12 protein-coding genes are annotated in these 14,399 nt (G+C 55.6%); 10 read left to right on the top strand and 2 right to left on the bottom strand.

The annotated features are described in order from the left end of the window. The first annotated feature begins 2 nt into the window (after positions 1–2). From QRN22_RS04365 to QRN22_RS04395, 7 genes are all read left to right on the top strand, one after another. On the top strand, positions 3–899 hold the full coding sequence (locus QRN22_RS04365; protein WP_042556515.1) for an ABC transporter substrate-binding protein: 897 nt from the start codon (positions 3–5) through the stop codon (positions 897–899). Further along, a complete protein-coding gene (locus QRN22_RS04370) occupies positions 896–1,798 on the top strand; it encodes an amino acid ABC transporter permease (RefSeq protein WP_042556516.1) in 903 nt (300 codons plus the stop codon). The genes QRN22_RS04365 and QRN22_RS04370 overlap by 4 nt, the downstream gene beginning before the upstream one ends. Beyond that, the gene (locus QRN22_RS04375) at positions 1,795–2,556 is read left to right on the top strand and encodes an amino acid ABC transporter ATP-binding protein (protein WP_042556517.1); all 762 of its coding nucleotides are present in this window, start codon (positions 1,795–1,797) and stop codon (positions 2,554–2,556) included. The genes QRN22_RS04370 and QRN22_RS04375 overlap by 4 nt, the downstream gene beginning before the upstream one ends. A 204-nt stretch (positions 2,557–2,760) precedes the next feature. After that, positions 2,761–3,516, top strand: coding sequence for a hypothetical protein (locus QRN22_RS04380; protein ID WP_156152809.1), 756 nt, complete (start codon positions 2,761–2,763; stop codon positions 3,514–3,516). A 417-nt stretch (positions 3,517–3,933) separates the two neighbouring features. After that, the gene (locus QRN22_RS04385) at positions 3,934–5,895 is read left to right on the top strand and encodes an acyltransferase family protein (protein ID WP_042556518.1); all 1,962 of its coding nucleotides are present in this window, start codon (positions 3,934–3,936) and stop codon (positions 5,893–5,895) included. A 55-nt stretch (positions 5,896–5,950) separates the two neighbouring features. Then, positions 5,951–6,967 (top strand): hypothetical protein, encoded by a 1,017-nt coding sequence (locus QRN22_RS04390; protein ID WP_042556519.1) that lies wholly within the window; start codon positions 5,951–5,953, stop codon positions 6,965–6,967. 189 nt (positions 6,968–7,156) lie between these two features. Continuing rightward, complete coding sequence (locus QRN22_RS04395; protein WP_042556520.1) at positions 7,157–7,891, top strand: dienelactone hydrolase family protein; 735 nt, start codon at positions 7,157–7,159, stop codon at positions 7,889–7,891. A 90-nt stretch (positions 7,892–7,981) separates the two neighbouring features. Here the strand turns inward: QRN22_RS04395 and QRN22_RS04400 are convergent, their stop codons facing one another. Next, positions 7,982–8,134, bottom strand: coding sequence for a hypothetical protein (locus tag QRN22_RS04400; RefSeq protein ID WP_156152810.1), 153 nt, complete (start codon positions 8,132–8,134; stop codon positions 7,982–7,984). Positions 8,135–8,150: 16 nt separating this feature from the next. Continuing rightward, entirely contained in the window at positions 8,151–8,753 is a 603-nt protein-coding gene (locus QRN22_RS04405; RefSeq protein WP_197077069.1) for a TetR/AcrR family transcriptional regulator, read from the bottom strand. A gap of 134 nt (positions 8,754–8,887) precedes the next feature. Between QRN22_RS04405 and QRN22_RS04410 the strand changes: the two genes are divergently transcribed. The 3 genes from QRN22_RS04410 (at position 8,888) to QRN22_RS04420 (ending at position 14,264) form a co-directional block, all read left to right on the top strand. Further along, complete coding sequence (locus QRN22_RS04410; RefSeq protein ID WP_082045922.1) at positions 8,888–9,787, top strand: DMT family transporter; 900 nt, start codon at positions 8,888–8,890, stop codon at positions 9,785–9,787. A 1,913-nt stretch (positions 9,788–11,700) separates the two neighbouring features. Further along, positions 11,701–13,425: an AAA family ATPase gene (locus QRN22_RS04415; protein ID WP_042556522.1), complete on the top strand. Its 1,725-nt coding sequence runs from the start codon at positions 11,701–11,703 to the stop codon at positions 13,423–13,425. Then, a complete protein-coding gene (locus QRN22_RS04420) occupies positions 13,419–14,264 on the top strand; it encodes a hypothetical protein (protein ID WP_156152811.1) in 846 nt (281 codons plus the stop codon). Before QRN22_RS04415 ends, QRN22_RS04420 begins: the two co-directional genes overlap by 7 nt. Positions 14,265–14,399: the final 135 nt, after the last annotated feature.

Genomic DNA, 14,399 nt, shown 5'->3' on the forward strand with positions numbered 1-14,399 from the left:
CCATGAAACGTTCTGCACTGACCGCTGCTGCATTCGCACTGCTGCCACTGTCCGGCGCCTTTGCCGCCGACAAGGGTGTGCCCTTCAACGCTACCGCCAAGCCGGACGCCGATGCCGCGCTGCACGACAGCCTGCCGGAAGCGATCAAGAAGCGTGGCAGCATCATCGCCGGCACCAACCCGAACACACCGCCGACCACCTTCTACCAGGCCGACAACAAGACCCTGGCCGGGCGTGAAATCGACATCATCAGCGCCGTTGCCGATCGCCTTGGCGTGAAGCTGGAACTGCGCGATACCGGCGGTTTCGACAACATCATTCCGGGCCTGAAGTCCGGGCGTTACGATGCGGCGATCTCCAATATCGACGCCAATGCCAAGCGTCTCGAGCAGGTGGATTTCGTCGGTTACTACAATGCCTCCAAACTGGCGCTGATCGGCCGTAGCGATGCCAACCTGGGGCCGTTCAATACCTTCCCGGAACTGTGCGGGCAGACCGTCGGTGCCGGTGCCGGCACCTCTCAGGTGACCCGTCTGCAGCAGGCCAGCGAGGCCTGCGTGGCCGATGGCAAGCCGGCCATCAACGTGCCGATCTTCCCGGATCGTCCGGCTGGCGTGCAGGCGGTGATCAGTGGCCGTGTGCCGATGTTCTTCGGCCCCTACGAGGGCCTGCGCTACCAGGCCAGCCAGGTGAAGGCGCTGAAGCTGGCGGGTGAGATCACCATCGAGGACACCATCGTTTCCATCGCCCTGGCCAAGGACTCTGCGCTGGGTAAACCGATCCAGGCAGCGGTCAACTCGCTGATCAAGGACGGCACCTACCAGCAGATTCTCGACAAGTGGGAAATCGGCTTCGGTGCGGTCGAGTCCGCCGGCCTCAACGAAGAAAACATCAAATGAGCCCACGGCCTGACGACGACATCGCCGGGCTGCGCATCGTCAAACACCGTCACTGGGGGCGCTGGTTCAGCGCCCTGATCGTCTTGTTGTTGCTGTCGCTTGTGGCCACGTCGATGGTCAACAACCCGCGTTTCGAATGGGACGTGGTGGCGCAGAACCTGACGGAGGAGTCGATCCTCAAGGGCGTGCTGATGACCATCGAGCTGACGGTCATCTCGGTGGTCTTCGGCTTTGCTGGCGGTACGCTGCTGGCGTTGATGCGCCTGTCTTCCAATCCGGTGCTGGTCAGTGTCAGCTGGGGTTACACCTGGTTCTTCCGGGCCGTGCCGATGCTGGTGCAGCTGTTCCTCTGGTACAACATCGCCGCGCTCTACCCGCAGTTGTCGCTGAGCCTGCCGTTCGTTGGCGAGGTGTGGAGCGCTGCCACCAACGAGATCATCAGCCCGTTCAGTGCGGCGGTTCTGGCGCTGGTCATTCACCAGTCCGCCTATGCGGCGGAGATCATCCGGGCCGGCATCCAGAGTGTCGGCCAGGGCCAGCTCGAAGCCGCCAAGGCGCTTGGCTATCGCCCAGGGCAGATCTTCCGCCAGACGGTGCTGCCCCAGGCCATGCGCACCATTCTGCCGCCGGCAGGCAACGAGGTGATCGGCCAGCTTAAAACCACCGCGGTGGTGTCGGTGATCGCACTGCAGGACGTGCTCTATTCGGCGCAGATCATCTATCAGCGCACCTATGAAGTGATTCCGCTGCTGCTGGTGGCCACCGCCTGGTACCTGGTGATGACCTCGGTGCTGTCGGTGCTGCAGCATTACGTGGAAGTGTGGTTCAGCCGCGGCAATGGCCCGGCACGCAGCAGCTGGTTGCGCCGCAACAAGGACACGCAGGAGTCCGAAGCATGAGTGAGTCCATCCGCCTGCGGGGCGTGCACAAGCAGTTCTCCGGCAACACCGTGCTGCACGGCATCGACCTGGACATCGCCGCCGGCTCGGTGACGGTGATTCTCGGGCCGTCCGGTTCCGGCAAATCGACCCTGCTGCGCTGCATCAACCACCTGGAAAAGCTCGACGGCGGCACCATCCATGTCGGCGATACCCTGATCGGCTACCAGCGCAAGGGCCAGGCCCTGTACGAGCTGCCGGAAAAGGTCGTGGCCCAGCAGCGCCAGCGTATCGGCATGGTGTTCCAGCAATTCAACCTGTTCCCGCATCGCACCGTGTTGCAGAACATCGTCGACGCCCCGATGCGCATCCTTCGTCAGAAGCGTGCCGAGGTGGAAGCGCGGGCCATGCAACTGCTCGAGCAGGTGGGCCTGGCGCACCGCGCGCACGCCTGGCCGCGCGAGCTGTCCGGCGGCCAGCAGCAGCGTGTGGCCATCGCCCGGGCACTGGCCATGCAGCCTGACGTGATGCTGTTCGACGAACCGACATCCGCCCTCGACCCCGAACTGGTCGGTGAAGTGCTGCAGGCGATGAAGCAACTGGCGCACTCGGGCATCACCATGGTGGTGGTGACCCATGAAATCGGTTTTGCCCGGGAGGTGGCGGACAATATCGTGTTCATGGACAACGGCAAGGTGGTGGAGGGCGGTGACGCCCGTACGCTGCTCGACAACCCTCAACACCCGCGCCTGCGCGAGTTTCTTGCCAGCGTGCTGTGACTGTTGAAAATCCTCTCCGGCTCATCGATCAGGCTATCCGGCGTGGTGGGCGGAGAGGGCAGTGGTGCAGCACATCTGTGCTATTGAGCCCTGTTGGAGCTGCTGATAGTTTTCATGGTTTGTCTTTACCCTGACGCAGCCGAGCGATTCGCGCAGCGAGTGCCAGGCGAAGGGCGTTCATTGCTGCCAGACAAGAGGCGCTTCATGGGTGAAATCAGTTGGCAACGTCGTTCCCTCAAGCGAACGACGCGCGTCGCGGCTGTGATGGTCGTGGCGTGGAGCGGGGCATTCGCGGGTTCATCGGCGGCAAGTGACGCGTCATCGGGTGCCTGCATTGCCGAGGCAGACTTCCGCCAGGGCAGTGTGGTCGAAACGCAGGCGCGGATCAGCAACGCGCCCGACGTGTTGGGGCACAACAAAACCGAAACCCGGGGCCGTCAGTCATTCGCAGATGCCAATCCGCTGGTTCAGGCACAAACGACGCTGATCAATAACGCCCCCGCCTTCACGGGTTACGTCTTCGTTGACCTCGTGGATGGCAAGATCATCCGCTATGGCAGCCAACACGGCAGCGGTGCTTCACTGGTCACTACCTACAACATCCCGCCACCGGCCGTTCCGATCGATCTTCAACCTGGGCAAAGCGTCACGGTCAGCTACCTCAGTAAAACCGTCACGGCCGGCCCGGGCGTAGAGTCCGAGATCACGGAGAAGCACACCTACATCGGTCGAGAGACGATCACGACCCCGCTGGGCACCTTCGATACCTGCAAGTTCACCAACGAGATTTCCTCGGGGCCCACGTCCGGCAAGGATGGACGGAATCTGGCCGTCATCGAGAGCTGGTTCGCGTCCGAGGGGCCTTATGGTGGCCGACTCCTGAAAACTTTCGTTCCTGCCCAGGGCGGCTTACCGGACGTGACCAACGAAATGGTCAAGATCACCGCCACCTCGCCGTAATCCACGTCAGCGTTGGGCGCTCGACTCGAGCAGTCCAGCGTGTTGCGATTTCCCAGGGCCTGCCTTGGCAGCGCCCTGGGCAAATCCCGCCAGTTACCCGCTGACCGCTCGCGGTTACCCCATCCCGCTCAATGAGCGCCAGACCACACAGCCCGTCGCACAAAACCGTCGCGCTGGCGGATTCGCTTGCTCCGAGGGAGCAGGAATGTTCCTCTGCAGTGCGCACTCCACGGAACCGTAGTCGCGCATCGCGGGCCAAGAAGCCCGATTTCCTTTCGTTAAATGCCCTCTCTACCAGACCTGCGCACAGCGCTGCTTGGGCCAATTCGTAAACCGCGATACCCACGGTAGTACTTTCCACACAACCCACGTAGTGGTGCCCTCACCAGGTACGCATGCTCGACAGGAGGTCGTGGTATGCAATTCAGATCGGATATCAACGGCCTGCGTGCCGTGGCCGTTTTGCTGGTCGTGCTGTTTCATTTCGGTGTTGCGCCGGTTTCGGGCGGCTTCATCGGCGTGGATGTGTTCTTCGTGATCTCGGGCTATCTCATGACGGGGATCATCGTCTCACGCAGCCTGGCGGGTCGATTCAGCTTCGCCACCTTCTATCTGGAGCGCTGCAGACGCATCGTGCCGGCGCTGGCGGTGCTCTGTGTGGCGATGCTTGCGGTGGGGTGGTTCTTGCTGATGCCGGGGGAGTATGTCAGCCTGGGCAAACAGGTGATCGCCGCGCTGACATTCGTTTCCAATGTGCTGTTTTGGAAAGAGGCCGGCTACTTTCACGAAAGCGCTCATGACCTGTGGCTGTTGCACACCTGGTCGCTGTCGACCGAGTGGCAGTTCTATCTGCTTTATCCGATCTTGCTGGCCGTATTGGCACGCTTCGCCAGCCTCGCGGCCTGGCGCTGGGTGATTCTTGCTGCTGCTGCGCTGTCATTGGTCATCGCCGTACTGGGTTCGCTGCACTCGGCATCCGGAGCCTTTTACCTGCTGCCAGCGAGAGTCTGGGAGATGCTAGCCGGCGCGCTGGTGTATCTGTTCCCGCTGACGCTGGCAGTGACTCAGCGTCGTGCGCTGGCCTGGGTGGGCCTGGCGCTGGTTCTGGCGGCGGCATTGCTGGTCAATGAACAGGATCTGTGGCCGGGTTATCTGGCGTTGGTCCCCGTGGCGGGTAGCGCGTTGTTCATCGCCGCCGCGCACGAACGATGTGCGCTGACCGATAATCGCATTGCCCAGTATCTGGGGCGCACCTCGTACTCGGTATATCTGTGGCACTGGCCCATCGTGGTGTGGCTGGATTACTTCAGCCTGGAGAGCCAGCCAGCGTGGCTGGCAATCGGCATGCTGGCGTCGCTGGCGGCAGGGCATCTTTCCTACATGTTCGTCGAACTTGGCGCCACCCGCAGCGCAGGCTTGCTACGACGTACCCAGCCTGCGGCCAAGCTGGGCATGCTCTTCGGCGTAGTGCTCGCGGCTATGCTGACGGTGGTGGCCAGCGGCGTTCCAGTTCGTCTCTCAGCCAACTTTCGCCAGGCCTCGGCGCAATTGTCGATGCCGATCATCACCAATGGCTGGTGCTTCTACAGCGTGGAGACCATCACCACGCTGCCGGTGGGCAATCGCGGCCAACTCTGCCGCCTCGGTGCACGGGACGGCGAGCTCAAGGCGCTGCTGATCGGCGACTCCTTCGCGGGGCACTACGCGCCGTTCTGGGATGCCATCGGCAATACCCTGTCCATCGACGTGCAATCGGTGGCCAGCGACTGGTGTTTTCCTTCCGAGGGCCAGGCCTTCACCGGGCCAACCAGCAGTCGCGCCTATGAGCAGTGCCAGCTGAATCGCGCCTATCTGAAGGCTGGCATCGAGCGATACGACCTGATCATTTTTGCCGGCTCCTGGGGCGTGATCCGCAACCAGCAGAAAATGGATGGCGTCTATCAAGCGATACAGCTGACGTCGGGGAGGGCGCCCTTGCTGGTCGTGATGCCGACACCGACCAACTTCGACGTCAACGTTGCGGACCGCTATGCCCGCACGCTGCTCTTCGACATTCCCTTCGATATCGGCAAGTACGGCAAGCAGCGAGATGTGTCCGCACGCCTGGCCAACGCCGAGCTGCAGGCACAGGTCAGCGACGTGGCCAACATCATGTTCCTGGCCCGTGACGACCTGTTCCATATCGGCGGCGCGCCCTCCGACGTGACCCGCGACAACGTCCCGTTTGGCCTCGATGAATCCGGCCACCTGAGCATCTACGGTTCACAGCAGGCAGCAGAAGCCTTCAGCGAAACGGCCCGCTATCGCTCATTGGTAGAACGCCTGCAGCGGCTACGGTTGCAGCGGGCAGAGATGCAAATGGGAAGGGTGGGGATATGAGGGGCAGCAGTGGCGCCAACCACGACCGCTGCAGCCCCGATACGCGTCCACGCATATGAGCATCAACCTGGAGAACCCTGTGTTCACGGCCTCGACCATCAGTGAGATCGATACCCTGGAAGCGCTCAACAGGCTCTTCGATATCGAGTATGGCCACGTTTTCATCAAGGACACCTATCACCGCCCGCTGCGCTCCTACAACCTCATCAATTCCGATGCCCGCTGTCAGTTCCTCAAGCACAGCAGGTGCTGCGATACGGCTCACCAGCGCGGTTACGTGGTGGAAACCACGGAAAACAAACTGGTGCTGATTGGCCACTGCTGCGCGCTCAAGCACTTGGGGCTGGACGATGAGCAGGTCCAGAACGATTTCAAGCGACTCACCGCTGCGGAGAAGGATGCACTGCGCCGCCAGCGCGTGCAGGCGTTGCTGGAGCGAAGAGAGGAACTCACGCTGTGTGCGAAAGACCTGCTCAAGGCGTTCAAGCACCTGCAGGCCGAGGCCAGCAGCGTTCTGGAGATGCTCCCCGCTGAACTGCTGCCGGTGCTGGTCGATCGCTGGAAACGCAATGCGCTGAAGGTGATGTGGGAATACATGACCATAAAGCACGGCAGGGACGAGCGCGGGCGCGCCATCACCGAGAAGGCCTGGTACCCCCATGAATGCGGCACCCTCAGGGGCCTGGGCGCCTGGCTGCAGTTCGATGAAACAACGCATCTCCAGCAGCTGTACGAGTTCCTACGCCAATTCAAGAGCATTCCGCTGAAGGTCGCGTTGAGCAATGCTGAACTGGCGTCGGCCGAGGCCGTGCTGAGCAGTATTTCGGCGCTTGATCTGATGGCCAGGGAGCTCGAACTGCAGCGCAAGCTGATCGCCGAGTTCTGCGCACTGGGCAACCTGATCATCCAGGTTCAGCTGTTCGCCAACAGGGACTTACGCGCCAGGGTCGTGGAAGCGGTGCATCGGATCGCAGGGCAGCCACTCACCACATCGGCCAACCGTTTCGTGGATGCCATCGATGAGGCCATCCGCACGCAATACAAGGCTGCGGGAATTCGCATCGCTACCTAGCGCCTGCCGGGATGCCGTGACGAACGGCAGAACGGGTTGCGCGAACTGCCCGGGTTCGATGCGTTCGAAAGAGCTGTTCCGGGTATCGCTTCGCGCAACGCCGGGCTACATGGCCGTGACCATGTAGCCTGCGGTTGAGCACAGCGAGCCCCACGGCCTTTCCCTGCACTCGATCAAAGGAGCATCTACATGCCTTACGAACAGGCCAGCCTCTCCACGCGTGATGGCAACTGCGTGGTGCATCTGTTTACCCCGGTTTCCGAACGACCAAGCCCGGCGATCATCTTTTACCCGGACGCGGGCGGCATTCGGCCCGCTGCACTGGCGATGGCCGAGCGGATGTCGGAGGCCGGCTACGCCGTTCTGCTGCCCGATATCTTCTACCGCTACGGCCCTTATGGCCCACTCGACCCCAAGGAAGTATTCAAGGGCGACGTGCGTGCCATCCTCGGGCCGCTGATGGCGACTACCGGCAATGCCAAGTCGGTCGAGGATACCCATGCGTTTCTCGCTTACCTCGATGCGCATGAAGGTGTTCTGACGCAGAAGATCGGCGCGGTCGGATTCTGCATGGGCGGCGGCATGGCGATCGCAGCCGGCGGCACCTGGCCGGACCGATTCGCAGCGGTTGCCAGCTTCCATGGCGGCAATCTGGCCAGCGATGCACCCGATAGTCCCCATACCTACGTGGCGGCCCTTGAAGCCGAGCTGTATATCGGTGCCGCCGAGAACGACTCCAGTTACCCGGCTGCCATGGCCGAGCGGCTCGAAAAGGCGCTCGCGGACGCCCAGGTTCGCTTCACCACCCGAACCTATCCCGCCGCCCATGGCTGGATGATGACGGACTTCCCCGTCTACGATGAACGCGCAGCGGAGGAGGGGTGGCGCGACATGCTGGCCTTGTTCGCCCGCAACCTTCGCTAGGTATTCGGGCACATCCCGAATGCGCCGTGCCTCTGGCCATGGCCTGTACCGAGCGCAGCGATATTCGGGGAAGGGGTGGGGATAAAGCCGTCACGGAACCTGCAGCTCGATGATCCGACCGCCCTCACGCTCTAGGCGTACCAGATAGGCGGCAGCGTCGTGAACCTGATAGGGGAAGTACAGGCCAGGCGCGGTGGGCTGCACGCCATCGAGCCCGGCCAGTCGCTCGAGGAGCAGAGACACACCGATTGCTAGGAAGTTATGGGTATATTGAAAAATCTTTATGTCCGTCTTTTCTGATCAGTGCGTTAAGTAGGGATTGAGCATTACCCTCTAGATAATGGGGGTCTCCTTTAATTCGTTCAATTACCGCCAGTCCCCGAGTGAAGCAAATGACTAGTTTAGCGGTGTCTTCGGGGGACAATATCAAATCCTTCTTGAATCTAGGATCGCTCATGGCTTTCACAAGTAAAGCCTCTTGAGCGTTAATCAACGTCTGCAGCAAAGATAAAACTTCCTCACTTAGTGTAGGCGCGGAAAATGCTGTCCGGCTTGTGAAGCAACCACGAGCTGGCGAGTTACAAACCATTCGTGAAATAGAGGCTTTTAGAAACCGATCTAGAGCCTCATAAGCATTGTCAGCAATAAGCGCAGCATTCGATTCTTCAAGGAGATTGGCTCTGTATCGTTTAAACGCAAGGCAGAATATCTGCTCTTTGCCACCGTATGCATGGTAGAGGGAACCTCGTTGTACACCCGTAGCCTTCGCCAAGTCCGCCATTGACGTAGCCTGCAGGCCATACGTCCAAAATTGAGCAACAGCGGCGTCCAGCACGCTTTCCTCGTCGAATTGCCGAGTCATCACCATAAATCACCTTTGAAACATGCCGTTACATTCGTCATCGTTGACGCTTATGTCAACGATGGGTAGGGTGAATGTAGAAACCTCTTCAAAGGATAGCAGATCGGCAATTAGTCGATGCTTATTTAAAGGGAATGAATTTGATTAGTTTGAGGAGTAGAGGAAAGGCCGTCGTATGGATAAGCGCATCAGTAGTTCTGTTTGCCGTTTTCGACGCCGTTGTAAAATATCTTGCTGCTTTCTACCCGGTTACTAGTTTGATTTGGTCTCGATATGCGATGCATGTTGTGGTCATGGGATTGTTTTTCGCAAGAGCCATGGGTTTGACACTGGTTAGCACGGACCGCAAGTGGCTTCAGGTTCTCCGTGGTTTATTAATGTTAGGTGTTTCGCTATGCATGATGAATGCAGCACACTACCTACCACTGGCTGAGTTGACTGCAATTTACTTTACATATCCTTTGGTTGTAACTCTTCTTGCGCCTCTTCTTCTAAAAGAACGAATTGATAGATACAGTTCGTGCGCAGTAATTTTAGGTTTTATAGGTTTGGTTGTAGTGGTGAGGCCAAATGCAGAGATGACTTCGATGTATTCGCTTATGCCGCTTCTTGCTGCTGTTCTTTTTGCACTGTTTCAAATATTGACACGTTTCCTGAGTGAGACAGAGAATCCGATATCTACAAATTTCATGACTGGGCTCACTGGGGTCTTTATTATGAGTTTGCTAATTCCTACTGAAATCACTGGCAGTTGGATCCTTCCTGAGTTTTCTCATGTTCCTCTATTTCTGGTTTTAGGTTTTACGGGCTTTGCGGCTCAACAGTGCATGATTAACGCGTTTAATCTCGAAAGCCCGAATATCCTGGCGCCTCTAAGCTTTCTGCAAATAGGCTGGGCAGTGATCATTGGGTTGATTGTTTTTGGAGACGTACCTAGCACTAGTGCGCTAGTCGGGATTGGTCTGATTGCTATTGGAGGGCTTGCCGTCGCTTTTAAGAAGCGGTCCGCATGCGATGGACTCACTAGTCGCTGAACTGATTTGGGCTCCAGACATGATGGATTTCTGAGGGCCTCAGTTGAAGCTGGCTGTATGCCGTACTATGGGACTCATTTGTGGTTGTGCATGATTAGAATGGAGAGCCGAGCCGATCGACCGCAATTAGAGATCCGCCATGGCTCGGTTCTAAGGCACCTTGGAGTGGTCGTGAGCGAAGCTCCAGTTAAGCATTTTCTCTGGCCCAATACGGTGAAGGTTCTCGAGCAATCCAGCCCATAAACCTGTCGACGTGACAGACGTTGATGAGAGGGACGCTGGATTGATCTGGGCTAGCCGATTAGCTACAGCAATATTTGTGACGGGCACCGCTTTATCGGAATCGCATAACCAATTGATTTTATTGATAGAAATGAACAGTGCTAGCCCTAGATTGGAAAACAGATTCCTGTTTTCCGGTAAAAAGCTGCAATTCCAGCCATTTTCCACTCAACGACTGCACTGAACGGGTGTTTAGTCGAACAGTTATACGACAACCTCTAGCCCCGTCCTGAACTCAGCCACAGGCCAAGCGCGAATGTCTTTAAGGGGCTTTGTCGCGGCCTCGCCGCGAGCTCAGCTGTCAACGGCGGTTAGTCATCGCCGGGAAACAGACTGGCAGTCCGCAATCATTATTCAGAGGTTGAATTCAACGCGTTCGCTATCCTAAGCGCCTAAATGGCTCGTTTAAATCTTACCCAACAAGCCCAAGCAAACCGATGGTTGCATGCCAAGAAAGCGTCCAGGCGAAAGTACATTCAGTTCTGGAACGAGGTTCAGGCCATACATCAGGGATGCAGATTCTATCCTGCACTCATAAGAGACGCGATTTGATAGACGAAAAATTTCGCATTCTCTCGAGTGTTATAACCATGTCTAGGGGTAATCGGATACTCGCTTTATTTATGTATTGCAAAATTTCAATTTATAGGTAATTAAATTGCTCGCTCACAAGTGATTGTTCTGACAGGAAAAATAAATCAAAAAAAATACTAAATAAATCCCAATGCTCAAATATCAATTTAAGCATTATTCGGACTGCCAGTTTGTTGACAGTAGTGAGTTAATAAAAGTTGTTGTAACTATCGGCGTTGTAAGCTAGCGTCTGTCACTAGCAACTGACGTGTAGTCTTCTGATAGGTTTCAGTAGTCGTCTACCAAAACGTAAGTCCTGCGTGATGGGACTGCATGTCCATGAAGATCTGGCCGGCATACGGCTGCAAAAGTTTTAGATGTAGGCGAGCGCCGGACACTTACCAGTGGCAGCGATTACCTCAACCAAGATCATTCTGACGGTGGCGCAGAGTCATGGTTGCAAGAGGTCGCTGATTTGGCAATCGCGGCGTGGCCTGGCGTTATCCAATAGCGCGACTAGCCAGGTTCCGGAGCTGGATTTTCAGTCACTTCGAGTGGTCGATGATGGCTGGCCACACCATTCATCTTGCTGAAATTTCATTACATCCAAATTTTCCTGCTCTCACCTGTCTACACCTTATCGCTACGTGCGGGATTTGATGCACCTCTTTGTCAACACTCTGGAAGTCAATACAGTTGTTGTGATCGGGCTGCCGCTTGAGCGCCTGGCAGACCATCCCTCGACGCGTCGTGGGCGTCAGTCTGCAGTCGCCTTAAGAAAAAGCTAAGTAACCCGGCTGAGACGTCCTCTCGGACTTTGATCTCTGTCTATTCAGTATTCGAGAACTCGTGCTGACTAGCAGAGGTCTCCCTCCCAGCGTACCTCCCTGTGTCGAGGCCTGATTCTTCGAATTCCTAGCTAGTGCCGGCGACCCGATGCTCGGGTTCAACCAAGCGTTGATATCCAAAAGCCACTACCTTAAGGTACCCCTCAGGCGCATGCAAAGCTCCACAAAAGCACAGCAGTACGGAAATCAACATTACTAAGGAGAGTAGCTTTGAAGGTCATTTACGAAGGACGGCCTAGCCGACGTACAAATGTCTTGCCTGAAGGCAAAGGGGATGTCCTAGAGCTACTTTCCAACAACTGGAACGATTTCGGGTACGAAACTACATTTATCGTTTCCTGCAGGATCGGGGGAGAGCGCATTGAATTGGCACCCGTGCGTATTCTTTTGGAAGGGGTCAAGAATACCAGGCGATATCTTGACAAGCTGCTAAGCGATGGCTGGGATGGGCGCTTTCCAATACCTGATGTCAGCTACATATCCACTCCTGGTGAAATTGCATTTTATGAACAGCTACAAGGTGCTCTCTCAAAGGAAGGAGCACTTGATATTTCCGATTTACTTCGCGACGCGAGCTACCTTGTGCACATCAAAGACTCTAGAGATGCGCAAAAATTAATAAGAACTGAAGGCTTCAAAGAGTCACTGCAGCGAGAGCGAGGAAGTATCGAATCATTTGTTGATGGTTGGAAGGTGCTAGATCAGTCATCCATTACTGCGATGGACATCCCATTCACATTTAAGGATGTTTTTAACAATCAATCGTCGCTGAGTTTGAAATTCAGCAAGGACAGAACCGGTCTGCCTCGCGAAATCAACGTACTGATTGGGGCGAATGGCACAGGCAAATCTCAGTTTTTGCATCAGATGGTCGATGCTTGGCTTGCAGATGGTAGAAGGGCGCGGCGGCGTCACAACGATATGCCAGAGAGTATCAGTCGTCTGATTGTCGCCTCATATAGCCCATTCGAACTATTTCCTGTAGATATGGGGGAATCAAAGGTTAGAGATCGAGATGCTTATAAGTATTTCGGCCTGAGAGGTAGGCTTGTATCTCGCCCTGCCAATGAGTCGAAACAAATCTCGAGTTTATCAGTTTCTCTTTCTAGGGAAATCCCCAGAAAAGACACTGTTATGTCGATGCTTGATTGCATCGCAGATGATCAACAATATCGCCACATTAAACACTGGGGTCAAAAGGTCAAAACCGCGACTCGCGTCCTTCAGGCTGCAATCGATTTTGACACGATAGCTCTCAAAGTTAAGCCTCGGGCCAATTCTGACGATCTCGTCAGCGATGGCGATGTTGAAGAACCATTTAAGGTCATCACAACCGGAGCTAGAGAGACCAAATTTGCACTCATAGATCCCGCTACCATCCAAATGTGGGATTCAGATATCTTAGCTAAAAGCATAGATAAAAAATTTGGGCTGGCATTCGTGAAGGGGGAAAGGATTCTGGCTCTGAGCTCAGGCCAGCGTCTCTTTGCCTACTTGGTAATTAATTTATTGGGCGCGATCAAGCGGAACAGCTTGATCCTAATTGATGAGCCCGAGCTATTCTTGCATCCGTCCCTTGAGGTGCAGCTAGTTGATATGCTGAAGCAAATCCTGGACAAATTTAACTCCAGAGCCATACTCGCAACCCACTCCGTTTCGATTGTACGAGAAATGCCCTCTGACTGCGTTCATGTTTTCGAGCGCACTAAAGACAAGCTAGTGGTCAAAAATCCACCATTTCAGACATTTGGAGGCGACGTACAACGAATTGCGTCGTATGTCTTTGGAGATAAATCAGTTTCCAAGCCATTTGAGCAGTGGATCAGCGACCGTTTGGAAAACATGAATGCTGATGAGTTAATCAAGTCCTTGAAGGGCCACATTAATGAAGAGCTAATTATTCAGATCCATTCAATGGAGACTGATAAATGGTAATGCGCCTATCAAGACCCCAGCATTGTTGCGTAACACTTGTAGATGATGTGGTTAATGAACGGCAGGGTGGATCCAACGCCCGTTACTTCACCGACATCAAGGCGGAGTGGCAGGTGCGAACACAAGCGTATCTGGATAATTGTGGCTCCCCTGCATTTGTCCAAGCTTGGCCTGCCATCCCGGATGCAAGAAAGAAGAGCTTCAAGCATCTCTATACTCATGCCGCTCCTGGCAGCGCTCAGGGTGTCGTAATTGATGAGCTGAATGACCATGATCTGAATCTCTGCCCGGCATGTGGGGAATTTGGCAAGCCCAACACTCTCGATCACTATCTGCCTAAGGGGAAATATCCCCATTTCAGCATAACGCCACCCAACCTAACTCCAATGTGCGACCGCTGCCAAAAAGAAAAGCTTGAGAAAACAAATACGGCGCATGAGCCGAGGTTATTCCTACATCCGTATTATGATGATTTCATAGAAAGGCAAATCATACGCATAGTCATCCATCCACCCTATGACACTCCAACCTTCTCTATCGAATTAATGGATTGGCTATCAGAAGAACAGCGAGCAGTAGTGCAAGCCCACATTCGGGAATTAGCTATCGAGCGCAGATTCGCAGGCTTTTTTAAGGGGGAGAGTATGCGAATACTCAAACATGCAGCCAAGATCAGGTTGAGCAACCAGACTATTGAGGAGTCGCTCGAAATATTCCGATCACTGCACGAGGATCCTACTCTGAACAGCTGGCAACATTTGTATTACAGGGCTGTGTTGGATAACCCAGATATGCTTGAGTATCTAGTCGGCGGAATACTTCCCGACAGGATAGCTTAGCGAATACCTAAAGTTGCAGGCGCTGATGAAATGCGACCGTAGGTCTTCGTTCCTTGGAAAGGATAACACTCAGGCACTCCATCGGCACGCGTACCTTTGGTGATCGGTACCCCCTTTCATGCTTCAAGAGAAGAA

The organism is Pseudomonas sp. MEJ086, from assembly GCF_030209025.1.
In the GTDB taxonomy this organism is placed as follows: domain Bacteria; phylum Pseudomonadota; class Gammaproteobacteria; order Pseudomonadales; family Pseudomonadaceae; genus Aquipseudomonas; species Aquipseudomonas fulva_A.

Coding starts and splice junctions, on each gene's coding strand:
- QRN22_RS04365 (WP_042556515.1), top strand. CDS start 3: ATGAAACGTTCTGCACTGACCGCTGCTGCATTCGCACTGCTGCCACTG.
- QRN22_RS04370 (WP_042556516.1), top strand. CDS start 896: ATGAGCCCACGGCCTGACGACGACATCGCCGGGCTGCGCATCGTCAAA.
- QRN22_RS04375 (WP_042556517.1), top strand. CDS start 1,795: ATGAGTGAGTCCATCCGCCTGCGGGGCGTGCACAAGCAGTTCTCCGGC.
- QRN22_RS04380 (WP_156152809.1), top strand. CDS start 2,761: ATGGGTGAAATCAGTTGGCAACGTCGTTCCCTCAAGCGAACGACGCGC.
- QRN22_RS04385 (WP_042556518.1), top strand. CDS start 3,934: ATGCAATTCAGATCGGATATCAACGGCCTGCGTGCCGTGGCCGTTTTG.
- QRN22_RS04390 (WP_042556519.1), top strand. CDS start 5,951: ATGAGCATCAACCTGGAGAACCCTGTGTTCACGGCCTCGACCATCAGT.
- QRN22_RS04395 (WP_042556520.1), top strand. CDS start 7,157: ATGCCTTACGAACAGGCCAGCCTCTCCACGCGTGATGGCAACTGCGTG.
- QRN22_RS04405 (WP_197077069.1), bottom strand. CDS start 8,753: ATGACTCGGCAATTCGACGAGGAAAGCGTGCTGGACGCCGCTGTTGCT.
- QRN22_RS04410 (WP_082045922.1), top strand. CDS start 8,888: ATGAATTTGATTAGTTTGAGGAGTAGAGGAAAGGCCGTCGTATGGATA.
- QRN22_RS04420 (WP_156152811.1), top strand. CDS start 13,419: ATGGTAATGCGCCTATCAAGACCCCAGCATTGTTGCGTAACACTTGTA.